The organism is Tabrizicola sp. T46, assembly GCF_057219895.1.
In genome coordinates this window covers 742,084-766,889 of sequence record NZ_JBXVVV010000001.1, presented here as the reverse complement: position 1 = coordinate 766,889, position 24,806 = coordinate 742,084, and the positions used below count along the sequence as shown (strand labels likewise).

31 protein-coding genes are annotated in these 24,806 nt (G+C 65.9%); 26 read left to right on the top strand and 5 right to left on the bottom strand.

The features are described 5' to 3' along the window. Positions 1-110: 110 nt before the first annotated feature. Positions 111-806 (bottom strand): HAD family hydrolase, encoded by a 696-nt coding sequence (locus AC2D9V_RS03935; RefSeq protein ID WP_484712729.1) that lies wholly within the window; start codon positions 804-806, stop codon positions 111-113. A gap of 127 nt (positions 807-933) precedes the next feature. Between AC2D9V_RS03935 and clpS the strand changes: the two genes are divergently transcribed. The 3 genes from clpS to AC2D9V_RS03920 are packed head-to-tail and all read left to right on the top strand — an operon-like array spanning position 934 to position 3,114. Next, positions 934-1,254 carry an ATP-dependent Clp protease adapter ClpS gene (gene clpS, locus AC2D9V_RS03930; protein WP_484713398.1) on the top strand — a complete coding sequence of 107 codons (321 nt, stop codon included), beginning with the start codon at positions 934-936 and terminating at the stop codon, positions 1,252-1,254. Positions 1,255-1,301: 47 nt separating this feature from the next. Beyond that, complete coding sequence (locus tag AC2D9V_RS03925; RefSeq protein WP_484712728.1) at positions 1,302-2,282, top strand: class I SAM-dependent methyltransferase; 981 nt, start codon at positions 1,302-1,304, stop codon at positions 2,280-2,282. 19 nt (positions 2,283-2,301) lie between these two features. Further along, positions 2,302-3,114, top strand: coding sequence for an SDR family NAD(P)-dependent oxidoreductase (locus tag AC2D9V_RS03920; protein ID WP_484712727.1), 813 nt, complete (start codon positions 2,302-2,304; stop codon positions 3,112-3,114). 13 nt (positions 3,115-3,127) lie between these two features. Here AC2D9V_RS03920 and AC2D9V_RS03915 read toward each other — a convergent pair whose 3' ends face one another. Beyond that, positions 3,128-3,523 carry a hypothetical protein gene (locus tag AC2D9V_RS03915; RefSeq protein WP_484712726.1) on the bottom strand — a complete coding sequence of 132 codons (396 nt, stop codon included), beginning with the start codon at positions 3,521-3,523 and terminating at the stop codon, positions 3,128-3,130. 75 nt (positions 3,524-3,598) lie between these two features. Between AC2D9V_RS03915 and hemF the strand changes: the two genes are divergently transcribed. After that, entirely contained in the window at positions 3,599-4,462 is an 864-nt protein-coding gene (hemF, locus tag AC2D9V_RS03910; protein WP_484712725.1) for an oxygen-dependent coproporphyrinogen oxidase, read from the top strand. A 4-nt stretch (positions 4,463-4,466) separates the two neighbouring features. Further along, the gene (locus tag AC2D9V_RS03905) at positions 4,467-4,826 is read left to right on the top strand and encodes a hypothetical protein (protein ID WP_484712724.1); all 360 of its coding nucleotides are present in this window, start codon (positions 4,467-4,469) and stop codon (positions 4,824-4,826) included. Positions 4,827-4,857: 31 nt separating this feature from the next. Here AC2D9V_RS03905 and AC2D9V_RS03900 read toward each other — a convergent pair whose 3' ends face one another. After that, positions 4,858-5,235 (bottom strand): MerR family transcriptional regulator, encoded by a 378-nt coding sequence (locus AC2D9V_RS03900; RefSeq protein ID WP_484712723.1) that lies wholly within the window; start codon positions 5,233-5,235, stop codon positions 4,858-4,860. 104 nt (positions 5,236-5,339) lie between these two features. Between AC2D9V_RS03900 and AC2D9V_RS03895 the strand changes: the two genes are divergently transcribed. From AC2D9V_RS03895 to AC2D9V_RS03820, 16 genes are all read left to right on the top strand, one after another. After that, entirely contained in the window at positions 5,340-5,765 is a 426-nt protein-coding gene (locus tag AC2D9V_RS03895) for a PaaI family thioesterase (protein WP_484712722.1), read from the top strand. Further along, entirely contained in the window at positions 5,762-6,253 is a 492-nt protein-coding gene (locus AC2D9V_RS03890) for a PaaI family thioesterase (protein ID WP_484712721.1), read from the top strand. Before AC2D9V_RS03895 ends, AC2D9V_RS03890 begins: the two co-directional genes overlap by 4 nt. After that, on the top strand, positions 6,250-7,548 hold the full coding sequence (locus AC2D9V_RS03885; RefSeq protein ID WP_484712720.1) for an MATE family efflux transporter: 1,299 nt from the start codon (positions 6,250-6,252) through the stop codon (positions 7,546-7,548). The genes AC2D9V_RS03890 and AC2D9V_RS03885 overlap by 4 nt, the downstream gene beginning before the upstream one ends. Before the next feature lie 57 nt (positions 7,549-7,605). After that, positions 7,606-8,061 (top strand): universal stress protein, encoded by a 456-nt coding sequence (locus AC2D9V_RS03880; RefSeq protein WP_484712719.1) that lies wholly within the window; start codon positions 7,606-7,608, stop codon positions 8,059-8,061. A gap of 131 nt (positions 8,062-8,192) precedes the next feature. Beyond that, a complete protein-coding gene (locus AC2D9V_RS03875) occupies positions 8,193-9,833 on the top strand; it encodes a phosphoethanolamine transferase (RefSeq protein ID WP_484712718.1) in 1,641 nt (546 codons plus the stop codon). Continuing rightward, on the top strand, positions 9,830-10,201 hold the full coding sequence (locus AC2D9V_RS03870) for a diacylglycerol kinase (RefSeq protein ID WP_484712717.1): 372 nt from the start codon (positions 9,830-9,832) through the stop codon (positions 10,199-10,201). Before AC2D9V_RS03875 ends, AC2D9V_RS03870 begins: the two co-directional genes overlap by 4 nt. An 83-nt stretch (positions 10,202-10,284) precedes the next feature. Continuing rightward, positions 10,285-10,848, top strand: coding sequence for a NifU family protein (locus AC2D9V_RS03865; RefSeq protein WP_484712716.1), 564 nt, complete (start codon positions 10,285-10,287; stop codon positions 10,846-10,848). A 47-nt stretch (positions 10,849-10,895) separates the two neighbouring features. Next, complete coding sequence (gene tsaB / locus AC2D9V_RS03860; protein WP_484712715.1) at positions 10,896-11,567, top strand: tRNA (adenosine(37)-N6)-threonylcarbamoyltransferase complex dimerization subunit type 1 TsaB; 672 nt, start codon at positions 10,896-10,898, stop codon at positions 11,565-11,567. Positions 11,568-11,613: 46 nt separating this feature from the next. Further along, entirely contained in the window at positions 11,614-12,054 is a 441-nt protein-coding gene (gene rimI, locus AC2D9V_RS03855; protein WP_484712714.1) for a ribosomal protein S18-alanine N-acetyltransferase, read from the top strand. A gap of 162 nt (positions 12,055-12,216) precedes the next feature. Next, complete coding sequence (locus tag AC2D9V_RS03850; RefSeq protein WP_484713397.1) at positions 12,217-13,209, top strand: BMP family lipoprotein; 993 nt, start codon at positions 12,217-12,219, stop codon at positions 13,207-13,209. 100 nt (positions 13,210-13,309) lie between these two features. Beyond that, positions 13,310-14,854 carry an ABC transporter ATP-binding protein gene (locus AC2D9V_RS03845; protein WP_484712713.1) on the top strand — a complete coding sequence of 515 codons (1,545 nt, stop codon included), beginning with the start codon at positions 13,310-13,312 and terminating at the stop codon, positions 14,852-14,854. Then, entirely contained in the window at positions 14,854-16,011 is a 1,158-nt protein-coding gene (locus AC2D9V_RS03840) for an ABC transporter permease (RefSeq protein ID WP_484712712.1), read from the top strand. The genes AC2D9V_RS03845 and AC2D9V_RS03840 overlap by 1 nt, the downstream gene beginning before the upstream one ends. Next, positions 16,011-16,979 (top strand): ABC transporter permease, encoded by a 969-nt coding sequence (locus AC2D9V_RS03835; protein ID WP_484712711.1) that lies wholly within the window; start codon positions 16,011-16,013, stop codon positions 16,977-16,979. Before AC2D9V_RS03840 ends, AC2D9V_RS03835 begins: the two co-directional genes overlap by 1 nt. Positions 16,980-17,076: 97 nt before the next feature. After that, entirely contained in the window at positions 17,077-17,880 is an 804-nt protein-coding gene (locus AC2D9V_RS03830) for a purine-nucleoside phosphorylase (RefSeq protein ID WP_484712710.1), read from the top strand. A gap of 84 nt (positions 17,881-17,964) precedes the next feature. Beyond that, positions 17,965-18,888, top strand: a complete 924-nt coding sequence (locus AC2D9V_RS03825; RefSeq protein WP_484712709.1) for a sulfite exporter TauE/SafE family protein — start codon at positions 17,965-17,967, stop codon at positions 18,886-18,888. Beyond that, positions 18,885-19,646, top strand: a complete 762-nt coding sequence (locus tag AC2D9V_RS03820; RefSeq protein ID WP_484712708.1) for a TIGR02186 family protein — start codon at positions 18,885-18,887, stop codon at positions 19,644-19,646. The genes AC2D9V_RS03825 and AC2D9V_RS03820 overlap by 4 nt, the downstream gene beginning before the upstream one ends. Positions 19,647-19,705: 59 nt before the next feature. Here the strand turns inward: AC2D9V_RS03820 and AC2D9V_RS03815 are convergent, their stop codons facing one another. Beyond that, positions 19,706-19,963 carry an accessory factor UbiK family protein gene (locus AC2D9V_RS03815; RefSeq protein WP_484712707.1) on the bottom strand — a complete coding sequence of 86 codons (258 nt, stop codon included), beginning with the start codon at positions 19,961-19,963 and terminating at the stop codon, positions 19,706-19,708. Between the two features lie 130 nt (positions 19,964-20,093). On the opposite strand from AC2D9V_RS03815, the gene lgt reads away from it, so the two are divergent. The 4 genes from lgt (at position 20,094) to AC2D9V_RS03795 (ending at position 23,092) form a co-directional block, all read left to right on the top strand. Continuing rightward, positions 20,094-20,963: a prolipoprotein diacylglyceryl transferase gene (gene lgt / locus AC2D9V_RS03810; protein WP_484712706.1), complete on the top strand. Its 870-nt coding sequence runs from the start codon at positions 20,094-20,096 to the stop codon at positions 20,961-20,963. A gap of 10 nt (positions 20,964-20,973) precedes the next feature. Beyond that, the gene (locus tag AC2D9V_RS03805; RefSeq protein ID WP_484712705.1) at positions 20,974-22,026 is read left to right on the top strand and encodes a class I SAM-dependent methyltransferase; all 1,053 of its coding nucleotides are present in this window, start codon (positions 20,974-20,976) and stop codon (positions 22,024-22,026) included. Beyond that, entirely contained in the window at positions 22,026-22,784 is a 759-nt protein-coding gene (gene pgeF / locus AC2D9V_RS03800) for a peptidoglycan editing factor PgeF (protein WP_484712704.1), read from the top strand. The genes AC2D9V_RS03805 and pgeF overlap by 1 nt, the downstream gene beginning before the upstream one ends. A gap of 113 nt (positions 22,785-22,897) precedes the next feature. Beyond that, positions 22,898-23,092, top strand: coding sequence for a hypothetical protein (locus tag AC2D9V_RS03795; protein ID WP_484712703.1), 195 nt, complete (start codon positions 22,898-22,900; stop codon positions 23,090-23,092). Here AC2D9V_RS03795 and AC2D9V_RS03790 read toward each other — a convergent pair. Beyond that, positions 23,089-23,589 (bottom strand): Lrp/AsnC family transcriptional regulator, encoded by a 501-nt coding sequence (locus AC2D9V_RS03790; protein WP_484712702.1) that lies wholly within the window; start codon positions 23,587-23,589, stop codon positions 23,089-23,091. The two genes, AC2D9V_RS03795 and AC2D9V_RS03790, sit on opposite strands and share 4 nt — an antisense overlap. 181 nt (positions 23,590-23,770) lie before the next feature. On the opposite strand from AC2D9V_RS03790, the gene trxB reads away from it, so the two are divergent. Further along, positions 23,771-24,709 carry a thioredoxin-disulfide reductase gene (gene trxB, locus AC2D9V_RS03785; protein WP_484712701.1) on the top strand — a complete coding sequence of 313 codons (939 nt, stop codon included), beginning with the start codon at positions 23,771-23,773 and terminating at the stop codon, positions 24,707-24,709. Positions 24,710-24,806: the final 97 nt, after the last annotated feature.

The following is a 24,806-nucleotide window of genomic DNA, read 5'->3' as shown; positions in this document are numbered from 1 at the left end:
ATACCAATGGGTTTCAGGCGATATCTCATGTAGTTGCAGGGAAGCAGCACCACTGCCGGCGAGAAGCCATATCTTGCGTGGCCAAGAAGGTGTGGATGCTACTTGTTGCGTCAGGGTCGCAGGCTGTCGACAAGGGCGGGCAACTGCCCCATGTCGTCGATCACGTGAAACCGCCGGTGTCCGACCGGCGGATCCGCAGCTTCCAGCGCCCAGGTCATGCCATGCGGAACATGAACACCCCACGACCCGGACTGAAGGGCAGGAATGACGTCGGATTTCAGCGAGTTGCCCACCATCATCGCCTGATCCGAGCCGGTTCCGTGACGGCTGAAAGCGGCGCGATAGGTGGTTTCGGTCTTGTCGCTGACGATCTCGACCGCCTGGAAAAGGTCGCCAAGGCCAGATTGTGCAAGCTTGCGTTCCTGGTCCAAGAGGTCGCCCTTGGTGATGAGGATCACGCGGTATTCGGCGGCCAGCGCAGTCACCGTTGCCCGGGCATGCGGCAGAAGCTCGATCGGGTGTTCCAGCATCTCGCGCCCGGCGGCGATGATCTCGGCGATCACGCTGGCGGGGACGCGGCCTTCGGTCACCTCGATCGCGGTTTCGATCATCGACAGGGTGAAGCCCTTCACGCCAAAGCCATAGTGGCCAAGGTTGCGCCGTTCGGCGGCTTCCAGCCGCGCGGCCAGGTGGTGGGGGGCGGCATGGTCGGCCAGAAGGGCGACGAAGCGGTCCTGGGTCAGGCGGAAGAAGGCCTCGTTCTGCCAAAGTGTGTCGTCGGCATCGAACCCAATCGTGGTCAGCATGTCCCCTCCGTCGCCTGTTCCGAACGCTGCCCCTTTTCGCCCCGCCAAAAAAGGCTATATTTCACTAATCCGTTGCAACCCCCGAATCCAAGGAGCCGAGAAGCCCGTGTCGATGCGCCCGTTGACCATGTCCGACAAGACGGGTGGGCCGGGGAACGACACCTCGCTCCTGACCAAGACGAAGACCAAGACCGAGCGGCCGCCGCTTTACAAGGTCCTCCTTCTGAACGACGACTACACCCCGATGGAGTTTGTCGTCCATGTGCTGGAGCGGTTCTTCGGTCTGAACCACGCCCAGGCCTTCGACATCATGCTGACGGTGCACAAGAAGGGGCTGGCGGTCGTCGGCGTGTTCAGCTTCGAGGTGGCCGAGACCAAGGTGGCGCAGGTGATGGATTTCTCGCGGCGCCACCAGCACCCGCTGCAATGCACGATGGAAAAGGAATGATCGTGCATCTTCCCGGCAGAAGGTCCTAGGGGGTCTGTCCCCCGCCCATGCGATCGCAAAGACTGTCCCTGGCACTGGAGACCGGTGCGCTCACCCTGCCCTCGACCGGGCAGATCGCGGTTTACCGCCCGCGGATCGGCGACGATCTTGCGGACCTGCCGCAGAACCGGACCGTGGTGCTGACCGGGTTCAAGCCGGACCACGACCATTTCGCGCAAGGCCGGTCGGTGACCCCGGCGTCACCCTATGCGGCGGCGCTGGTCTGTCTGCCCCGTTCGCGAGAGGCGGGGCGGGCGCTGATCGCCCGGGCCGCGGCGGAGGTGGCGCCCGGCGGCGTGATCGCCGTGGACGGGCAGAAGACCGACGGGATCGACACAGCGCTGAAGGACCTGCGCGCCCGGGTGCCGCTGTCGGAAAGTCTGTCGAAGTCGCATGGCAAGCTGGCGACTTTCGTCGCCGGGCCGGACCTTTCGGACTGGCTGGCACGCCCTGCGGTGGTGGACGGGTTCCAGACCCTGCCCGGCATCTTTTCGGCGGACGGGCCGGACCGTGGGTCGGTCCTTCTGGCCGAGGCGCTGCCGGCAAAGCTTTCGGGCAAGGTCGCCGACCTTGGCGCGGGCTGGGGGTTCCTTGCCGCCGAAATCCTGAAGCGCCCGGGCGTCAAGCGTCTGGACCTTGTCGAGGCCGAAGCCGATGCGCTTGACTGCGCGCGGGTCAACGTGACCGATCCCCGCGCGCGGTTTCACTGGGCGGATGCCACGACCTGGCGGGCTGAAAGCCTGCTTGACGCCGTGGTGATGAACCCGCCCTTCCATGCCGGGCGCGATGCCGACCCGGCCCTGGGTGCCGGCTTCATCCGTGCCGCCCGCAGGATGCTGGCCCCTGATGGCGGCCTCTGGCTGGTCCAGAACCGTCATCTTCCCTATGATGCGGTCCTGGCCGAAAGCTTCCTGCATCATGAAGAGGTCGCCGGAAACGCCAGCTTCCGCGTGATCCATGCCACCAAGCCCAGACGGGCAAAACCCTGACAGACCCGGAGCAATCCCCATGTCCTTTTCCGTTTCCGGCAAGACTGCCATCGTGACCGGCGCTGCGACGGGCATCGGCCTCGCCATCGCACGGCATCTGGTGGACAAGGGTGCGAACGTGGTCTTCGCCGATAGTGACGAAGAGCGGCTTGAGGCCGAGGTGGGCGAGGAAGCCCGGAGCGAAGGCCCGATCCGCATGTTCGCCGGTGACCTCTGTGAGAAACTGACCATCGCCAACCTGCTGTCGGCCACTGTCGACGCCTTCGACCGTGTCGACATCCTGGTGAATGCCAACCGCCGGATGGCCGTGTCGAACGCGCTGCATCCCGACGAGGACGCGGTAGACGAACTTTGGCGGCAGAACGTGCTCGCGGCGCTGCGGATGTCGCAGATGACCGCCAAGCGGATGATCCAGCACGGGCAGCGCGCCGAGCTGGAGCCGGGCACCATGCTGGGTTCGATCGTCAGCATCTCCTCGATCACCGCACAGGTGACGCGGCCGGAACTCCTGGGCTATTCGATGGCCGCGGCGGCTCTGGACCAGATGACGAGGTCGCTGGCGCTGGCGCTGGCGCCGAAGGGGATCCGCGTGAACGCCGTCGCCTTCGGCAGCGTGATGAGCGCAAGCCTGAAGGTGCGGCTGAAGGAACAGCCGGACTACCGTGACCAGATCATTGCCGGCACGCCGCTGAACCGGATCGCTGCCGCTTCCGAAGTGGCAGAGGCCGTCCAGTTCCTCGCGTCGGACGCAGCGGGGTTCATCACCGGGCAGGTTCTGGCGGTGGACGGCGGGCGGAGCCTGCTGGACGCCGTGGAAGCGCCCGCCCACTGATGCTGGCCGGCACCTATTCCGGGTAGTCGACCTTGCACTGGGCGATCAGCGGTGCCGCAGCCTTGGCAAGTTCGCTGCGCTTTGCCTTCAGGCCGTCCAGCTTCTGCGCCTCGGCCTTCAGGTCGATCGCCTTAGGCCGCTGCTCGGTGTAGGATACCTCGCGCCGGCACATCCTCGGCACGATTGTGGTCTGTCCGTTGACCACTGCCGGCTCGAAACAGGTGTCCCAGAAGTCCTCATAGCGCGTCACGGTCTCCAGAGCGTAGCCGCGCTTCAGGTTGCCTTCGGTTTCCACGATCAGCCTGTCGACGGTGCGAAGGTCGCGCGTGCTGCGGCTGATGCATTGTTCCTGCGGTGTGCCGCAGGCCGCAAGTGCTGCAAGCGCAAGGACGGAAAGGCGTTTCATCATGGCCCCGTTCCTTCGGGTGGAAAGCGCCGCGCCGGGGTGCTAGGCATGGCGATGTCAGAAGCTGGAGACATAAGGATGACCGATCCGTTTGACAGTCGCAAGGTCCGCGCGGCCGAGTGGTTCCACACCCTGCGCGACCGGATCGTCGCAGCCTTCGAGGCGCTGGAGGATCGCGTGGCCGGTCCCGGTGCGCCCGGGCGGTTCGAGGTGACGCCGACCACGCGCGCCGATGGCGGCGGCGGGATCATGAGCGTGATGCGCGGCGGGCGGGCCTTCGAGAAGGTGGGGGTCAATTGGTCCGAGGTGCATGGGGTTCTGGGCGAGCGGGCGCAGAAGGCTATGGCCGCGCGGGGCGTGCCGGGGATGGACCGCGACCCGCGCTTCTGGGCCAGCGGGATCAGCCTTGTCGCCCATATGCAGAACCCCCATGCGCCGGCGGTCCACATGAACACACGGATGTTCTGGACGCCGGGGGCCGCCTGGTTCGGCGGCGGGTCCGACCTCAACCCCGCGATCGAATACGCCGACGATACCGCGCATTTTCATGGCGCAATGCAGGGCGCCTGCGATGCGCATTCCCCTGACTATTACACCCGCTTCAAGGCCTGGGCCGATGAATACTTCTTCGTCCCGCATCGGGGCCGGGCGCGGGGCGTAGGCGGCATCTTCTATGACGACCTTGCGACCGGCGACTGGGAAGCGGACTTCGCCTTCACTCAATCGGTGGGCGAGGCGTTCCTGCCGGCCTTCCTGCCTCTTGCGGAAAAGCGCGCCGACACGCCCTTTACCGACGAGGACCGCGAGGCGCAGCTGCGCCACCGCGGGCTTTATGCCGAGTACAACCTTGTCTACGACCGGGGCACCAAGTTCGGGCTGGAAACCGGGCATGATGCGAATGCCGTGCTCATGAGCCTCCCGCCCGTGGCCAAGTGGTACTGACCTGATGGCCGACATCACCATCCAAGCGGCCTACGGGTCGGTCGTTGAGGACGAGGGCCAGCTCTTCATCGGCTTCGCCGAGGGCGAGGATGAAGAGGAAGGCTACGTCCTTTTCCGCCAGCCGGTCGGCGGCGGGCCGGTCTGGTTCGAGGTGAACGACGAAGGCTTCGGGGCCGAGGATGGCATCCAGGATGTCACCTCGGGACCGAAGGGGATCGAGATCACGCTGAAGCCCGAGATGGCCAGCACCTTCGGCTGGGCACAGACGGTTGCGGTCCGGATCGGGCCGGAGTGTGAGGATGCCGCCCTGGCGCTGGAGGCGTTGCAGGCGATGCTGGGTGCGATCTGGCGCGCGGAGACCTAAGAATTTTCGTCGAAAATTCTCGGGCTTCCGGTCAGGACAGCTTTGCCAGTTCCTGCACCGCCGTCTCACGCAGGGCGCGAAGGTCGGCAAGCGAGGCCTCCAGTTCATCCCGCTGGCGCTGCAGTTCGACAAGCTGGCGGTCGGCCAGCTGCAGCCAGGATTCAAGCTGCGGGCGTTCGCCCTTCTTGCCGTAGATCAGCAGCCACTGGCGGATCTCCTCCAGCGAAAAGCCGAAGCGGCGACCGCGCAGGATCAGCTTCATCCGCGCCACCTCGCGCGGGCCGTAGAACCGGGCGCGGCCTTCCTTTTCGGGGGCCAGAAGCTCGATGTATTCGTAATAGCGCAGGGTGCGAGGTGTCACGTCGAACATCGCGCACATCTCTTTGAAGCTGAGCCGAGTTTCGGTCATGCGCGGTCCTCCCGGTGGATTAGCCTAGGGTGACACGGGCTTTGGTGCAACGGTTTCGGCGGGGTCTTGCCTTCGCCCGGTCCCGGGGGTTTGATGAAAGTCCCATGACCGATATCACCCGCATTGCCCGACAGTTCATCGAAGCCCTGCCGCATGCACAGGCGCTGGGGATGCAGCTTGACGAGATTTCCGAAGGCATCGCGGTCATCTCGATGCCCTATGACGCGCGGCTGATCGGTGATCCAGAGACGGGCGTCATCCATGGGGGCGCGGTTTCGGCGCTGATGGACACCGCGTCAGGCGCGGCGGTGATGTGTCATCCTGCGGGGGGCATCTCGACCGCGACGCTTGATCTCCGCATCGACTACATGCGACCGGCGACGCCCGGCCAGACGATCCGGACGCGGGCCGAGTGCCACCATGTCACCCGGAGCGTGGCCTTCGTGCGCGCCGTTGCAACTGATGACGACGCCGACCGCCCGGTGGCGATGGCAACCGGGGCGTTCACGGTGGAACGGGGGGCGCGATGAAGCGGCCCGAGCCGGTGGCGGTCATCAAGCAGCGGCGCGAGGCGCTGTTGCGGACGCTGGTCGATGGGGTGCCCTACATCCGCTTTCTCGGCATCCAGTTCGACCGGCGCGGGGACGAGCTGACCGCCGTCCTGCCCTTTCGCGATGATCTGATCGGCAACCCGATGCTGCCAGCCCTTCACGGCGGGGCGACGGCGGGGTTCCTTGAAGTCGCGGCGATGATCGAACTCGCGTGGAGCACGCTTTGGGACGGGGTCGAGGCCGATGGCGTTTTGCCCGAAGGCCCCCTGCGGCTGCCGAAGACCATCGACTTCACCATCGACTACCTGCGCGCCGGCCTTCCGCGCGACGCCTATGCCCGCGCCCGGGTGAACCGGTCGGGGCGGCGCTATGCAAGCGTTCATGTCGAGGCATGGCAGGACAACCGCGCCCGGCTTTTTGCACAGGGCACCGGCCATTTCCTGATGCCCCCGGTCAAGGGGGAATGACCGAGGTTACCCACGGGCGGATGTGGCGGATCGCGGGGCCGATCGTCCTGTCAAACGCCACGGTGCCGCTTCTGGGTGCGGTCGACACGGGCGTCGTGGGCCAGTTGGGTCAGGCGGCCCCGATCGGCGCGGTGGGCCTTGGGGCGGTGATCCTTGCGACGCTTTACTGGGTCTTCGGATTCCTTCGGATGGGAACCAGCGGGCTTGCCGCCCAGGCGCAGGGCGCGGGGGACGGGGCCGAGCGGGCGGCGGTGCTGATGCGGGCGCTGATCGTCGGGCTTGGTGCGGGGCTTGGGCTGATACTGCTGCAGGTGGCGCTGGTTGCGGGGGCCTTTACGCTGGCCCCGGCGAGTGCCGAAGTCGAGGCGCTGACGCGGCAATACCTGGCGATCCGCATCTGGGGGGCGCCCGCGACCATCGCGCTTTACGCGGTGACGGGCTGGCTGGTCGGCGTCGAACGGACCCGGGCGGTGTTCCTTCTGCAGCTCTGGATCAACGGGCTGAACATCTGCCTCGACCTGTGGTTCGTGCTGGGCCTTGGCTGGGGCGTGCCGGGGGTGGCGGCGGCGACGCTGATCGCGGAATGGACGGGGCTGGCGCTGGGCCTTTGGTTCTGCCGCGACGCCTTCGGCCCGGTCCTTGCGGCGGCATGGTCCCGGCTCGGGGACCGCGCGGCGCTGCTGACGATGTTCGCGGTCAACCGGGACATCATGATCCGGTCCGTCGCGTTGCAGCTTTGCTTCACGCTGTTCGTCTTCCTTGGTGCCAGGCACGGCGATGTGACGCTGGCGGCAAACCAGGTGCTGCTGCAGTTCCTGGGGATCCTGTCCTATGCGCTGGACGGCTTTGCCTTCGCCGCTGAGACGCTGGTCGGCCAGGCGATCGGGGCAAGGGCCGCGCGTGAGGTCCGGCAGGCCATTCGGCTGGCGCTTGCCTGGACATTCTGGAGCGGGGTGATCCTGGGGCTGGGCTTCTGGCTGGCCGGGCCCTGGCTGATCGACCTGATGACGACTTCGCCCGAGGTGCGGGCCGAGGCGCGGCATTACCTGCCCTGGATCGTGGCGGCCCCACTGATGGGGGCCCTCGCCTGGGCCTATGACGGCATCTACATCGGCGCGCTTCTGACGCAGGAGATGCGCCGCCTGATGCTGATCGCTGCCGCTGCCTATGTCGTGGCGCTTGGGGTCTTCTGGCCTTTGGGCAACCACGGGCTCTGGGCGGCGATGATGATTCTCTTTGCAGTCCGCAGCGGGCTGATGCACCGCAGCAGCCCCAAGGTCGTGGCACTCGCGTAAGGCTTGCCTTCGCCCGCCTGCCCGGGCCATGATCGTCCGAAGCTCTTGGGGAGAGACATGCGGAAGTTCCTGGTCGTGCTGGACGACAGCCGCGAATGCCTGAATGCAATGCGCTTTGCCGCACTTCGGGCCGCGCATACGGGGGGCGGCGTCACGATCCTGTCGATCGTCCCGCCGGACGAGTTCCAGACCTGGGTCGGCGTGGCCGACCTGATGCGGGCCGAAGCGCGCGAGCGGATCGAGGCACATTTCGAGGTCTTCGCCAAGTGGATGCGCGACAAGCAGGGGGTGAACCCGGAACTCGTGATCCGTGAGGGGGACCCGGTGGCCGAGATCCTGGCACAGGTGAAGGATGATCCCGAAATCGGTGTCCTTGTCCTTGGTGCCGGCACCGAAAAGGCCGGGCCCGGCCCCCTCGTCACCGCGATGAGCCGGAATTCGGGGAACCTGCCGATCCCGATCACCATCGTGCCGGGCGACATGTCGAAGGAACGTCTGGAAGAGATTACCTGAGCGCGCCTGGCGTCGCACGCTGGGGCTGAGGGCTTTCAGCTTAAGCGTCCGCTTACAGCCTTTGGCGGCGCGGGGTGGTAGGAGAATTGGGCCGGGCGGCTTGGTCCGGTGCCACCCGGATTCCCCTCAGCATGAACGTTGCACCGCAGGACCTGGCGCCTGACCGTCGCCCTTCCGTCTCACCCCTTGTCCTGAACGTGATCGTGGCCAGCTACCTCATGGCGCTGACCAACGCGACCTTCTGGGGGCATCTCTTCCGCATCTTCGAAAGCCAGACCATTGCGGCGCTGGTCTTCGCTGGGGCGGTCTGGTCGCTGATGCTGCTGGTGATCCAGCTATTGGCCTTGCGTCGGTTGCAGAAGCCCGTGCTTGTCGCCCTGCTGCTGATCGCTGGGGTCACGTCCTACTACGTCGACGTGTTGGGCGTGGTCGTGGACCGCGACATGATCCAGAACGCCATGACCACGACCTTCGCCGAATCGAAGCACCTGATCACCCTGCAATTCATTGGGCATGTGGTGGTTTACGGCGTGATCCCTGCCGCCGTTGTCCTCTGGCTGCCGGTCCGCCGTGCGACCATGTGGCGGGGCCTCGGGTCCTGGGTCCTTCTGACCGCCGGGTCGGCGGCATTGGTCGTCGGGCTTCTCTTCACCAACCTCAAGGGCTATTCGACGGTGCTCAGGGCCGACAAGGAACTGATGGGCTCGGTCCAGCCGCTGGCGCCGCTCGGCGGGGCGCTGCGCTATGCCAGGATGATGCTGAAGTCGACGCAGATCGTGGTGCAGCCGACAGGCAGCGATGCTGCGCCGGGGCCACATCTGGCCCTTGCCGAAAAGCCCGTGCTGATGGTCATCGTCGCCGGCGAGACGGGGCGGGCGGCGAACTGGGCCCTCGGCGGCTACGGGCGCGACACAAACCCCAAACTTTCGCAGCGTGACATCGTCTACTTCCAGAATGCCACCAGTTGCGGCACGGCGACGGCAACCTCCTTGCCTTGCATGTTCTCGCCCCTGACGCAGGACGCTTATTCCTACGAAGGCGGGCTTTCGACCGAAAACCTCCTAGACGTTCTCGTCCATGCAGGCTTTGCCGTCGAATGGTGGGACAACAACACCGGCGACAAGGATGTGGCCGCGCGCGTCCCTTCCCGGATGATGACCGCTGCGGACGGAGCGGAGTTCTGCCAGCCGGAATGCATCGACGGGGTGTTCCTGAAACACCTGGAGGACAAGGCCCGGACGATCACCGGGAACACCGTCATCGTCCTGCACCAGATCGGCAGCCACGGCCCAAGCTACTGGCTGCGCTATCCGAAGGATGGCGAATCCTTCGCCCCGGCCTGCCAGACACCGGAACTGACCGAATGTTCCAGCGAAGAGATCGTCAACGCCTATGACAACACGATCGCCTACACCGACCGCTTCCTGGCCGAAGTAATCGACCTTCTGGACCGCCAGACCGGCGTGATCCCGGCGATGTTCTATGTCAGCGACCATGGCGAAAGCCTTGGCGAAGGCGGGCTCTACCTGCATGGCACGCCCTATTTCATGGCGCCGGATTACCAGACCCATGTGCCAATGGTGCTCTGGATGTCGGGACGGTTCCGTGACACGCTGGCGATTGAAGAGGCCTGCCTGGCCTTCGGTGCGGGAAATGAAGTGAGCCACGACAACATGTTCTCGACCATCCTCGGGTTGCTCGATGTCACGACAACGGCGCGTGATCCGGAGCTTGACCTTGCCAGTCCCTGCCGCAGGGCTGGCAGCTCATGACCGTCGGTGAAAAGCCGCCGCGGAAGACCGGCGTCGCCCATTTCTTCGCGGCCGCAGGCTATTCGATGGCCGGGGCCCAAAGGCTTTGGCGCGAGTCTTCCTTCCGTCAGGAAGTGGTGGCGCTCGTGGTGCTGTTGCTCTTGTTCCTGGCCTTTGGTGTCACGGCGGGGGAGATGCTAGGGCTTGTCCTCCTGGGCCTGCTGGTGCTTCTGGTCGAGGCATTGAACACAGCGCTGGAAGAGGTGGTCGACCATCTTTCCCCCGGCTGGTCGGTCTTCGCCAAGAATGCCAAGGACCTGGGCTCGTTCGCCGTAGCCTGTGCCTTGGCGGCGACGGGGCTTTATGCGGGCTGGGTCCTGATCTTCTGATCCCGTCAGGTTTAGAATCGTTCCAAACCTTGACACCCGGCCCCGGCGGGCGCATATCCGACAGGAACAGTCGGAGACCCAGGATGTTCATCCAGACCGAATCCACCCCGAACCCCGCGACGCTGAAATTCCTGCCCGGCCAGACCGTGCTGGAGCTTGGCACCGCCGATTTCCCCAGCGCCGAAGCGGCCGCGAAATCGCCGCTTGCGCGCCGGGTCTTTGCTGCGGGGGGCGTCACCGGCGTCTTCTTCGGCAATGACTTCGTGACCGTCACCAAGGCCGAGGGCGTGGAGTGGCAGCACATCAAGCCCGCGATCCTTGGCGCGATCATGGAGCATTTCCAGTCCGGCGCCCCGGTGATGGAAGGCGAGGCCGCCCCCTCGGGCGGGCATGCCGAACACACGGGCGAGGATGGCGACATCGTCCGCCAGATCAAGGAACTCCTCGACACCCGCGTGCGTCCGGCAGTGGCGCAGGATGGCGGCGACATCACCTTCCACGGCTTTGACCGCGGCGTGGTCTACCTGCACATGCAGGGCGCCTGCGCGGGCTGCCCGTCCTCGACGCTCACGCTGAAGATGGGGATCGAGAACCTCTTGCGGCATTACATCCCCGAAGTCGTGGAAGTGCGGCCCGTCGCGGCCTGATTTCCGTGGCGGCTCATCGCTCCCCTTCGGTCGCTCTTCGCGGGACTTTGCGCGACGAGAAGCCGAAGGCGCACGAGGAGCTTCCCATTCTCGCCTTCGACACATCGGCTGCGCATTGCGCGGCCGCTTTGCTGTGGCAAGGCGGTCTGATCCTGCGCGACGAGCCGATGGAGAAAGGCCAGGCCGAACGTCTGATGCCGTTGCTGGAAGAGGTGCTGGCGGAGGCGGGCCTTGGCTGGGGTGACCTAAGGGCATTGGCCGTGGGCACCGGCCCGGGGAACTTCACCGGCGTGCGGATCGCTGTCGCCGCCGCACGGGGCCTGTCCCTTGGCCTCGGTATCCCGGCCGTCGGGGTAACACGGCTCGAAGCGCTGGCGTACGGCCTGCCGCGTCCGATCACCGTCGTCGAGGATGCTCGGCGAGGCGAACTCTACGTTCAGGACTTCGGTCCCGAAGGCTCTGAAGCCGCACGGCTGTCAGACATCTCCGACCTGTTGGTGCTGTGCGCGCCCGGTCAGGCGCTGGTCGGGTCGGCGGCGCTTGAGATCACGCGTCGCTGGGGTGTCGAGCCGCGTCAGCCCCGTTACCCCCTGGCCGAGGCGATCGCCCGGATCGGCGCGGTCCGGGCCGCGATCCCACAGCCGCGCCCCGCTCCGTTCTACCTGCGCGGGGCCGATGCCGCGCCGCCCGCCGATCCTCCCCCGGTGATCCTGCCGTGACCGAAGTGGTCCACCCCTCACATTTGACCGGTCTGACGGTGTCGCCGTGACGCCCGAACAGCTTGCCGCCCTTCATTCACGCTGCTTCTCCACGCCGCGCCCCTGGACCAGGACGGAATTCGCCGGATTCCTCGCTGACCCGCTGGCTTTCCTGCTTGTCGAGGGCGATGCCGCCTTCCTTTTGGGCCGCGCCGTGGCAGGGGAAGCCGAGCTTCTGACGCTGGCCGTAGCGCCCGAGGCACGTCGGCGGGGTCTTGGCCTGCGGCTCGTCAGCCGATTTCTCTATCAGGCGCGGCTGCGACAGGCCGAAGAGGCTTTTCTCGAAGTCGCGGCGGACAATGCCACCGCCCGGGCGCTTTATGCCCGCTCCGGGTTCGTCGAAGCCGGGCTGCGGCGCGGCTATTACCCGACGCCCGACGGGCGCGCCGTCGATGCGCTTGTCATGCGGCGGGCGCTGGCGGAACAGGCTTTGCGCGGCCTAACCTGACCGGACGGTCAAATTCACGCGCACTTCAGCCGAATAGCCCTTGACCGGGTGAAGCGACTGACCTCACTTTCGGTTCAAGTGCCGCAAGCGACTCCCCCCTTTCTGCGGGACGCGGAAGCGCAGGCAGGCATGAGCGACAACAACAACGACCGGGAGCATCCGATGACCTTCATGAAATCCTTCTTGGGCGCCTCTGCCATCGCCCTGACCGCCGGCGCCGCACTGGCCGAGCCTGCGATCATCTTCGACCTTGGCGGCAAGTTCGACAAATCCTTCAACGAGGCCGCCTTCAACGGTGCCGAGCGTTGGGCCAAGGAAACCGGCGGCACCTACAAGGAACTTGAGATGCAGTCCGAGGCCCAGCGCGAACAGGCGCTGCGCCGTCTGGCGGAATCGGGCGCGAACCCTGTCGTCATGACCGGCTTTGCCTTCGGTGACGTGCTGAACACCGTCGCCCCGGATTTCCCGGACACCAAATTCGCGATCATCGACATGGTCGTCGATCAGCCGAACGTGAAATCGGTGGTCTTCACCGAACATGAAGGTTCCTACCTCGTCGGAATGATGGCGGCACTCGCCTCCAAGACCGGCACCGTCGGCTTCATCGGCGGCATGGACATCCCGCTGATCCGCCGCTTTGGCTGCGGCTATGCCCAGGGTGTCAAGGCGGTGAACCCGGATGCGACGGTTGTCCTGAACATGACCGGGACCACCCCGGCCGCCTGGAATGACCCGGTGAAGGGTGCCGAACTTGCCAAGGGCCAGAAAGCCCAGGGTGCGGACGTGATCTACGCGGCGGCCGGCGGCACCGGTGTGGGCGTCCTGCAGGCTGCGGCGGACGAGGGCATCCTCTCCATCGGCGTCGACTCGAACCAGAACCACCTGCACCCGGGCAAGGTTCTGACCTCGATGCTGAAGCGCGTCGACAACGCCGTCTACAACGCCTTCATGGAAGGCGAGAACCTGACCCCCGGCATCAACGTGATGAGCCTTGCCAACGACGGCGTGGGCTACGCGATGGACGAGAACAATGCTCCTCTCGTCACCCCCGAGATGCAGGCGGCGGTCGACGAAGCCGCGGCCAAGATCAAGTCGGGCGAACTCGTGGTCCATGACTACATGTCGGACAACACCTGCCCGGCGGCCTCTTTCTGATCCGCTGAGGACCGACTGACAGTGCCGCGCCGGGTCTCTGGCGCGGCACTTTTGCAAGACGAAGCCGCGGGTACACGCGGACCGAACCCGGGGGGTTGATATGGCCGACAGCAGCATGGCCATCGAACTGAAGGGCATATCCAAGGCCTTCGGTCCGGTGCAGGCCAACAAGGACATCAACATCGCTGTGCCCAGGGGCACCATCCACGGGATCATCGGCGAAAACGGCGCCGGCAAGTCCACGCTGATGTCCATTCTCTACGGCTTCTACAAGGCCGACGCAGGCGAGATCTTCGTCAACGGCAAGCTGACCCCGATCCCCGACAGCCAAAGTGCCATTCGCGCCGGGATCGGCATGGTCTTCCAGCATTTCAAGCTGGTGCAGAACTTCACCGTGCTGGAAAACGTCGTGCTGGGGGCCGAGGAAGGGGCGCTGCTCAACAGCAGCCTCGCGAAGGCGCGAAAGGTGCTGGAAACGCTCAGCCGCGACTACGAACTCGACGTCAACCCCGACGCGCTGATCGAGGACCTGTCCGTCGGCCACCAGCAGCGGGTGGAGATTCTCAAGGCGCTTTTCCGTCAGGCCGACATCCTCATCCTCGACGAACCCACGGGCGTCCTCACCCCCGCCGAGGCGGACCACCTTTTCCGCATCCTGAAAGGGCTGAAGGACCAGGGCAAGACGATCATCCTGATCACCCACAAGCTGCGCGAGATCATGGAGGCGACCGACAACGTTTCAGTCATGCGGCGCGGCACGATGGTGGCCACCGTCAAGACCGCCGAGACCAGCCCCGAGCAACTCGCCGAGCTGATGGTCGGCCGCAAGGTCCTTCTGGAAGTCGAGAAGAAGCCCGCAACCCCGGGCGATGTGGTCCTGAAGGTCGAGGATCTGCGCGTCCGCGACGAACACAAGGTCGAACGCCTGAAGGGCGTCAGCTTCGAGATCCGTGCGGGTGAGATCCTCGGCATCGCCGGGGTGGCAGGCAACGGCCAGTCCGAACTCCTTGCCGCGCTTGGCGGCATGATGCGCGCCACGGGTCGCGTCACGCTGAAGGGTGCAGACCTCCCTCTCTCCGGCCCCGGCTCCGACGGGCAAAGCCGCCGCCGCGCCGGGATCGCCCATGTGCCCGAGGACCGGCACCACCACGGCCTGATCCTTGACTTCACCGCCTGGGAAAACGTGGCCTTCGGCTATTTCAACGAACCCGAGTACCAGAAGAACCGCCTCTTCATGGACAACGAGGCATTGCGCGAGGACACGCGGCGCAAGATGGAAAAGTTCGACGTCCGCCCGCCGATCCCCGGCCTAGCCGCAAAAAGCTTTTCCGGCGGCAACCAGCAGAAGATCGTCGTTGCCCGCGAGATCGAGCAGAACCCCGAGCTTCTCCTGATCGGCCAGCCCACCCGCGGGGTCGACATCGGCGCGATCGAGTTCATCCACAAGCAGATCGTGGCCCTGCGCGACGCGGGCAAGGCGATCCTTCTTGTCAGCGTGGAACTGGACGAGATCATGTCGCTCTCCGACCGGATCGCCGTGATGTTCGATGGCCGCCTGATGGGCTTCCGCGACCCCGAGAAGACGGACGAGCGCGAGCTTGGGATGCTGATGGCCGGAATGACCGGGAAGGGAGAAGCCGCCTGATGGACCGCTTGCCGCGCTGGGCCGATGTGGTCCTTGTCCCCCTCGTCTCGCTGACGCTTGCCGCCATCATCTCGGCCCTCGTCCTTCTCTCCATTGGCCAAAGCCCGGTCGAGGCGTTCAATGTCATGGTCGAGGGCGCGCTCGGCTCGGCCTATGGCTGGGGCTACACGCTTTACTATACGACCAGCTTCATCTTCACCGGCCTTGCGGTGACCGTTGCCTTCCACGCGGGTCTCTTCAACATCGGCGGCGAGGGGCAGGCGCAGCTCGGCGGCCTTGGGGTCGCACTTGTCCTTCTCTATACCATCCCCTGGCCGCACTGGACCGTTGCCCTCGCTGCCGCAGCTCTGGGGGCAGCCCTTTTCGGCGCTGCCTGGGCCGCGATCCCGGCCTATCTTCAGGCCAAGCGCGGCAGCCATATCGTCATCACGACGATCATGTTCAACTACATCGGTGCTGCCCTTCTGGTCTACCTCCTCGTCGACGTTCTGCGCCCGGCGGGCCAGATGGATCCGGCCTCGGCGCGCTTCCCCGAGGCAGCAAACCTGCCCACCCTCAATGAAATCCCGGTCATCCAGCAGTTCTATGCGGTCATCGGGGCCGACGGGCTTCAGCGCGTGAACTCGAAGGGCGAACTGATGTTCACCGGTGTGCCCGCCAACGTCACCCTCTTTCTCGCTCTCGCAATGGCCGTCGTCGTCTGGGCTCTTCTTTGGCGCACGCGGCTTGGCTACCAGATCCGGGCCTTCGGAAAGTCCGAGGCGGCGGCCCGCTATGCCGGGATCAGCCCGGTTTACATCATCATGGTCGCCATGCTGATCTCTGGCGCGTTGGCCGGGATGATGAGCGTCAACAATGTGATGGGCGAGGCGGGACGTCTTCTGCAGAATTCGTCCGAAGGCGCAGGCTTCATCGGTATCGCGGTGGCGCTGATGGGGCGCAACCACCCTCTTGGGGTGGTGCTGGCGGCACTCCTCTTCGGCTTCCTCTACCAGGGCGGGGCCGAGCTTGGCCTGATCCTGCAAATCCCGCCGGAAATGCGGATCGTCGTCCAGGGTCTGGTGATCCTTTTCACCGGGGCGCTCGACATGATGGTCCGGATGCTCCTGACCCGCATCTTCGGCCTCTTCCGCAGCCAGAAACTGGGGGCCGCGTGATGGATTACGCAACGCTGCTGCAGATCCTCGACTCCACCCTTCGCCTCGCGACGCCGCTCCTGCTTGCCTGCCTCGCAGGGCTGTTCTCGGAGCGCTCGGGCATCTTCGACATCGGGCTTGAGGGCAAGATGCTTGCCGCCGCCATGTCCTCGGGCGCGGTTGCCTTCCTTACCGGATCGGTCTGGGCAGGTCTTCTCGCCGGTATCGCCGCTTCGATGCTCTTCGCGCTGATCCACGGGATCGCCTCCATCACCTTCCGCGGCAACCAGCTCATCTCGGGCGTGGCGCTCAACTTCCTGGCCTCGGGGCTGACGGTGCTGATCGCGCAGGCCCTGTTTGCACAAGGCGGCCGCACCCCGCCGCTCGAAGGTGCTGCGCGCTTCAACCCGATCACGCTCCCCTTCGCCGAGGCGCTGCAAGGCGTCCCGATCCTCGGCCCGCTCTATTACGAGGTCATCTCCGGCCACTCGCTCCTCGTCTACGTGGCGCTCGCGATGGTGCCGCTGTCGTGGTGGGTCCTGAACCGCACCCGCTTCGGCCTCCGCCTCCGTGCGGTGGGCGAGAACCCGGCGGCGGTCGATACCGCCGGCATCTCGGTCGTGGGCCTGCGCTTTGCCGCCGTGGCAATCACCGGCGTCCTCTGCGGCCTTGCCGGGGCCTATATGGCGACAGCCCTTCAGGCCGGCTTCGGGCGTGAGATGACGGCGGGTCGCGGCTACATCGCCCTAGCCGCGCTCATCTTCGCCAAGTGGCGTCCGGTTGCAGCGCTTTACGCCTGCCTCCTCTTCGGCTTCTTCCAGGCTCTCGCGCTCCGTCCTGACGTGGTTGAGGCGGTGGTTCAGGTCAAGGTCCCGGTACCCCTACTTGATGCGCTGCCCTACATCCTCACGGTCATCGTTCTTGCGGGCTTCATCGGCAAGGCTATCCCGCCCCGCGCGGGGGGTGAGCCCTACGTCAAGGAACGCTGACAATTCGACTAGAATTGTGCTTCCTTTCTGACCAAATATCCTACGGGGGTGCGGGGGTGTGAAACCCCCGCTTCCCGGCCAGCCAGAGGCGCACCCGATGACCGATGCCGCATCCCTCGCCAGCCTGATCCGCGCCCGTGCCGGGGATGCACCGGTCCGCTTGGGGCTCATCCTCGGCTCCGGCCTTGGTCATATCGCGCAGCAGGTGCAAGGCACGGCGATCCCCTATGCCGACCTGCCCGGCTTTCCCCATGTCGGCGTCTCGGGCCACAACCCGAACCTGCATGTGGGCACGCTGGAGGGCGTCCGCGTCGCCGTCTTCGGCGCGCGCGAACACTACTACGAAAATGGCAATCCCCGGGCCATGCTCCTGCCGCTGCAGGTCCTGAAGGTCCTCGGCGCGACCGACCTGATCCTGACCAACGCCGCGGGCTCGCTTCGTCCCGACATCCCGCCGGGCAATGTGATGCTCCTTTCGGATCACATCAACTACTCCGGCCTCAATCCGCTGATCGGTGAGAAGACCGACGCGCGATTCGTCCCGATGACCGACGCGCATGACCCGGGGCTGCGCGCCGCGCTGAAGGCCGCCGCCGTGCGCGAAGGGGTGGAGCTTCCCGAAGGCGTCTACTGCTGGTACTCCGGCCCGTCCTTCGAGACCCCGGCCGAGATCCGCATGCTGAAGATCCTGGGCGGCGATGCGGTGGGCATGTCCACGGTGCCCGAAGTGATCCTCGCCCGGTTCCTCGGCCTGAAGGTCGCAGCCATTTCCACCATCACGAACATGGCCGCCGGCATGTCGGACGAAAAGATCAGCCACGAGCATACCAAGGCCATGGCCCCCCTGGGTGCGGCAAAACTGGAACGGATTCTCCGGGAATACTTACGTTCTCTCCGATGAGGCGACTGGGCGTTTGACTTGGAGACCAAAGGCGCGCAAGCCTTTGAACATACCGCCGCTTTTGCCCCGAACGGGCCCCGCTTCATGCAGCTTTACCTCCCCATCGCCGAGGTTTCGGTCAACGCCTTCCTCCTTCTGGGGCTGGGCGGGATCGTGGGCTTTCTTTCGGGGATGTTCGGCGTCGGCGGCGGCTTTCTGATCACGCCGCTTCTTTTCTTCATCGGCGTCCCGCCCGCGGTAGCGGTCGCGACCGGGGCGAACCAGGTCGTCGCCTCCTCCATCTCGGGGGTCCTTGCCCAGGTCAGACGCAAGGGGGTGGATTTCACCATGGGCGGAGTGCTCCTTGGCGGCGGCTTGATTGGCTCAGCCGTTGGGGTCTGGGTCTTCGCGCTGATGACCGAGCTTGGACAGATCGACCTTTTTGTCCAGCTCTCCTACGTCGTCTTCCTCGGCCTGATCGGCGCGATGATGTTCCAGGAAAGCCTGCGGGCGCTCCTCAAGTCGCGCAAGGCGGGCGGGGCACCCATCAGACGTTCGCATGTCCATTCCTGGGTGCACGGGCTGCCCCTGAAGATGAAGTTCCGCGCCAGCGGCCTCTACATCAGCGTCATCCCGCCCCTGATGATCGGCGCAGCCGTTGGTTTCCTGTCGGCGATCATGGGGGTCGGCGGCGGGTTCATTATGGTGCCCGCGATGATCTACCTTCTCGGCATGCCGACCAAGGTCGTGATCGGCACCTCGCTGTTCCAGATCATCTTCGTCACCGCCTTCACCACCGTGATGCATGCGGTCACCAGCCAGACCGTCGACATGCTGCTGGCGCTCCTCTTGATCCTGGGCGGGGTCGTCGGCGCGCAGATCGGCACCCGGGTCGGTGTCCGGCTCAAGGCCGAGCAGCTGCGCATCCTTCTGTCGCTCCTGGTCCTGGCGGTCTCGATCCGTATCGCTCTCGACCTCCTGCTCACCCCGGACGAGCTTTTCTCCGTTGCGCCCGGAGTGCTGCCATGATCCGTGCGCTGGCCCTGGCCCTCCTCTTCGCCCTGCCCGCAGCGGCCGAAGAATCCATCGTCGCCGGGATGAGCCAGAACCGCGTCTCGATCACTGCCGATTTCGACGGCTCCGAAATCCTGATCTACGGCGCGGTCAAGCGCGAGACGCCGGCACCCACCGACCGCGGTGCGCTCGAAGTCATCATCACCGTCGAAGGCCCCGCCACCCCCGTCACGGTCCGCCGCAAGGCGCGCGTCGCGGGCATCTGGGTCAACACCTCGTCGGTCCTTGTCGATTCCGCGCCCAGCTTCTTCGCCATTGCGACGACGGGGCCACTGAGCCACATCCTCTCGGACACCGACAACCTGCGCTACGGCATCACCATCGAACGGGTGATCCGCGCGGTCGGGATCACCGCCGAGGCCGAGAAGGCCGAAGAGTTCACCGAAGCGCTTTTGCGCGTGCGGACGAACGAAGGCCGGTTCCGTGTGCTGCAGGGCAAGGTCGAGCTGACCGAAGAGACCCTCTTCCGAACCGATGTCGTCCTGCCCGCGAACCTGACCGAAGGCGAATACAAGGTGCGGCTCTTTCTTCTGCGCGACAAACGGGTCATCGCCACGCAGGAACGGGTGATCGGCGTGCGAAAGGAGGGGCTGGAGCGGTTCATCTTCAACCTCGCCCAGGACCAGCCGCTGATCTACGGGCTGATCTCGCTTGCGCTTGCCGCCATCGCCGGCTGGGGTGCCTCGGCCGCCTTCCGCTTCGTTCGCGCCTGACCCCGCCCTCCTCGTGCGAACGAGGCGTGCCGAAGGCATCGACGGGTGGCGAAAGAGGGTCAGCCCTTCTTCTTCGCCAGGGCCGCCTCCAGCACCGCGATCCGGGCCTCCAAGGCCGCGTTCTCCTCGCGCGCTTTCTGCGCCATCGCGCGGGCGGCGTCGAACTCTTCGCGCGTCACGAAATCGCGGTCGGCCATCCAGCGGTCGATGAAGCTTTTCATCGCCGTCTCGGCCTCGGTCTTGGCACCCTGAGCCACGCCCATCGCATTGGTCATGAGCTGGCTCATGTCATCGAAGAACTTGTTGCGGCTTTGCATGGGTGCCTCCTGCATCTGGCGTTCCCCCTATATGGCCCCGCGCACGGGGCGGGGCAAGGCGTCGGATCGCCGCCGGTTGACTTCGCACGCCCACCCCGCGACAAGCGGGCAAATCCCTGAAGGCGCCCGCATGATCCCCTTTCCCGACATCTCGCCGTTCCTCTTCTCGATCGAGATCAACGGCAGCGAATACGGCATCCGCTGGTACGCGCTGGCCTATATCGTCGGCATCCTCTTCGGCTGGTGGATCATGCTGCGCGCGATCCGCAATCCCGCGCTCTGGGCCGGTGAGCCACCCATCACCGCCCCGCAGGTCGAGCGTTTCTTCACCTGGGCGGTCCTTGGCATCATCATCGGCGGGCGGCTCGGCTATGTGATCTTCTACGACCCCGCGACCTACATCGCCGAGCCCTGGCGCATCCCGCTGGTGACCGAAGGCGGCATGGCCTTCCACGGCGGCTTCGCCGGGGTGGTCGTCGCCGGCATCTGGTTCTGCCGGCGCGAGAAGATCCCGATGCTCTCGATGGGCGACCTTCTGGCGCTTGCCGTGCCGGTGGGTCTCATGCTCGGCCGCCTTGCCAACTTCATCAATGCCGAGCTTTGGGGCCGTCCTACCACCCTCCCCTGGGGCGTGATCTTCCCGGGCGAGGCGGCACAGGCCTGCGAGGGCGTCGTCGGCCTTTGCGCCCGCCACCCCAGCCAGCTCTACCAGGCGGCGCTTGAGGGGCTGCTCCTTGCTATCGTTCTGAGCTACCTCGCTTTCCGGCGCGGCTGGCTGAAGCGGCCGGGAGCGCTGATGGGCCTCTTCCTTCTCGGCTACGGCATCGCGCGCTTCCTGGTCGAATTCGTCCGACAGCCCGACGCGCAGTTCGTCAGCCCGGGCAACCCGGTCGGCTGGGCCGTGCAAATGGGCGACGTCGGGCTGACGATGGGCCAGCTTCTGACCCTGCCGATGATCGCTGCGGGTCTCTGGTTCCTTCTCCGCGCAAAGGCGCGGTGACGGACCCCGCATGACGCCCCTGGGTCAGCTTTTGATCGAGCGCATCCGCGAAGGCGGGCCGATCACGGTGGCCGACTACATGGCCGAATGCCTCCTCCACCCGGTCCACGGCTACTACACCACCCGCGATCCCTTCGGCACGGCGGGCGATTTCACTACTGCCCCCGAGATCAGCCAGATGTTCGGCGAGATGATCGGCCTCCTTCTCGCCCAGTCCTGGATCGACCAGGGCGCGCCCGATCCCTTCACGCTGGCCGAGCTTGGGCCGGGCCGCGGCACCCTGATGGCCGACATCCTCCGGGCGACGCGGGCCGTCCCGGGCTTTCAGGCTGCCGCAAGGCTGGTGCTTGTCGAAGCCTCGCCCCGCCTGCGCGCCCTGCAGGACGGGACGCTTGCAACCTTCACGCCCGTATGGCTTGACCGGGCCGAGGACCTGCCCGACCGGCCGACCTTCCTCGTCGCCAACGAATTCCTCGACGCTCTCCCGATTCGCCAGTTCCTCCGAGCGCCCGAAGGCTGGCGCGAAAGGCTGGTCGGCCAGTCCGAAGGCAGGCTGACCTTCGGCCTCTCCCCCATCCTGCCGCAGGTGCCGGACACACCCGCCTTCCGCGCGGCCCGCCCCGGCGATCTGGTCGAACACGGCGCCCCGGCGCAGGCGGCGGTCACCGCCGCCCTGCGCCCGATCCGCGCCCATGGGGGACTTGCTCTCTTCATCGACTATGGCGGCTGGCGGTCCCTGGGCGACACGCTGCAGGCGCTGCGTCGGCACAGCTTTGACGACCCCCTTGCCCACCCGGGCGAGGCCGACCTGACCGCGCATGTCGATTTCGAACCCCTCGCCGCGCTGGCTTCGGCCCATGCCTATGACACGCAAGGCAACGTCCTTCGGCGCCTCGGCATTGACCAGCGCGCCAACCGGCTTGCCGCTGGCCTCACCGGGACAGCCCTTGGGAACCACCTGACCGCGCTTCGCCGCTTGACCGATCCTTCGGAAATGGGTTCGTTGTTCAAGGTGCTGGCGCTGACCCGCGCCGGTGCCCCCTTGCCACCGGGATTCGCCTGATGCACGCGACACTGGAGATCCTGACGTCAGACGCGCTGGCAACGCCGCACGGGTTCTTCACCCGGAAAGGCGGGGCCTCGTCAGGCATCTTCGCGGGCCTGAACTGCGGCACCGGCTCGACCGACCAGGCCGAGATCGTGGCGATCAATCGCACAAGGGTGGCCGAGGCGATGGGGGTCGCACCCGAGGCGCTGGTCACCGTCCATCAGGTCCATTCCGCCCGCGCGCTGCCGGTGACCGGCCCGCTTTCCGTCCGGCCCGAGGCCGACGCGATGGTCACCGCCACGCCGGGGCTTCTGCTCGGCGTCCTGACCGCCGACTGCCAGCCGATCCTGTTTCACGATTCGACCGCCGGGGTGATCGGTGCCGCCCATGCCGGCTGGCGCGGTGCGGTTGACGGGGTGCTTGAAGCGACGATCGAGGCGATGGAAGGGCTTGGCGCGCAGCGCCGCGGCATCCACGCGGTGATCGGCCCGACGATCAGCCAGAAGGCCTACGAGGTCGGCCCCGAATTCTTCGATCGCTTCCGCAGCGAAGACCCCGACAGCCTGCGGTTCTTTGCCAATGGCAACGGCGACCGGATGCATTTCGACCTGCCCGGCTATGGCCTGCACCGCCTGCGCGCGGCCGGTGTTGGCCATGCCGAATGGACCGGCCATTGCACCTATTCCGACCCGTCCCGCTTCTATTCCTACCGCCGCACCACCCATGCGGGCGAGGCCGACTACGGGCGGCTCATCTCGACAATAAGGCTGTAACGTGGCGGCAAGGGGCATGAAAATGCACCGTTTGCAGCATGACTTTTCCCAACGCCCGCCGCATTCGGCAGGCAGCTTCCATCCTAAGGGAAGCCATATCGCCGGGACCTGCCATGCTGATCGAAATGAAAACCAAGCGCCGCTGGATCGTATCGGTGCTCGAGGCCGTGGCCGACGGTTCCGCTGACCGGATCGACACCCGCCCCACCATGCGGCAGCAAACTGCGCGCAAGCTGAACCCCGGCCAGAAGGGTTTCGCGATGCGCCTGAAGGCGGTCACCCGCCCGCTTGCTGACGCAGCCCGCTAGGCCTGCTTCGCCAGCCGGGCCTCCAGCACGTCGAAGGGCAGGCCCGGTTCGTCCTTGGCGCAGCGAATGACCAGCGAGGTCTTCACGTTCGCCACATGATCGGCCTTGAGCAGTTGCTCGGTCAGGAAACTCTGAAAACTCGACAGGTCCGGTGCGACGCACTTCAGGATGAAGTCGATCTCGCCGTTCAGCATGTGGCACTCACGGACCAGCGGCCATGCCCGGCAGCGCGCCTCGAAGGCGGCAAGGTCGGCCTCGGCCTGGCTCGACAGCCGCACCATGGCGAAGACCTGCACTTCAAAGCCCAGCTCACGCGCGTCGATGTCGGCGTGGTAGCCCTTGATGTAACCTGCTTCCTCCAGCACCCGGACCCGGCGCAGGCAGGGCGGGGCAGAGATGCCCACGCGGCTGGCAAGCTCCACGTTGGTCATTCGTCCATCAGCCTGAAGCTCGGCCAGAATCTGGCGGTCGATGGGGTCAAGCTTGTGTGCCGGCATGGGGCCTCCCGTTCGTTGCCCTACTTAAGCGCGGCTCGGGGATTGCGCAATAATATTTCAATCATACGCAAGAAAACGCATGGCCCTGTCGTGCTTGCGCCGGCTGCATGGCCGCCATGCAGGGGCTTTCCGGTCCCGCCCGGCACAGCTATATCAGCAGCCGGACAGTCAGGGGGCGATGATGGGCGAGACGCGGCATACCAGGGTTCTGATCATCGGCTCCGGCCCGGCGGGCTACACGGCCGCCGTCTATTCCGCCCGCGCGATGCTGAACCCGATCCTGATCCAGGGCCTCCAGCCCGGCGGGCAGCTGACGATCACCACCGAAGTCGAGAACTGGCCCGGCGATACCCATGTCATGGGCCCCGACCTGATGGTCCGGATGCAGTCTCATGCCGAGGCGATGGGGGCCGAGGTGATCAGCGACTACATCACCACCCTTGACCTCTCGAAACGCCCCTTCACGGCCCATGCCGACAGCGGGACCACCTACACCGCCGACGCGGTGATCCTTGCGACCGGGGCGCAGGCGAAGTGGCTGGGGTTGCCGTCGGAGGAGCATTTCAAGGGTTTCGGGGTCTCGGCCTGCGCCACCTGCGACGGGTTCTTCTACCGGGGCAAGGAGGTCGTGGTCGTCGGCGGCGGCAACACGGCGGTGGAAGAGGCGCTGTTCCTGACGAACTTCGCCTCGAAGGTGACCCTCATTCACCGGCGCGACTCGCTCCGCGCCGAGAAGATCATGCAGGACCGCCTGTTCAAGCATCCGAAGATCGAGGTTCTCTGGAACCACGAGATCGCCGAGGTCGTGGGAGCCCACGAACCCCGGGGGGTCGAAGGCGTAAAGGTCCGGCATGTCCAGACCGGGGCCGAGCAGGTGATCCCCTGCGCGGGCTTCTTCGTCGCGATCGGGCACGCCCCGGCGTCGGAACTGGTCAAGGACCAGCTTCCCCTCCACAGCGGCGGCTATGTGGTGGTCGAGCCGGGCAGCACCCGGACGGCGATTCCGGGGGTCTTCGCGGCGGGGGACCTGACCGACCACATCTACCGGCAGGCCGTCACCAGCGCCGGGATGGGCTGCATGGCGGCGCTGGATGCCGAGAAGTTCCTGGCCGGGCACTGAAGCTGACCACAGTGGTCAAAATCGGATAGCTTCGCGATTACAATGGGTTGTCCGTGGTCATTTACGGTTTCTTAACCCGCGGCTCCTCGTGCGACTT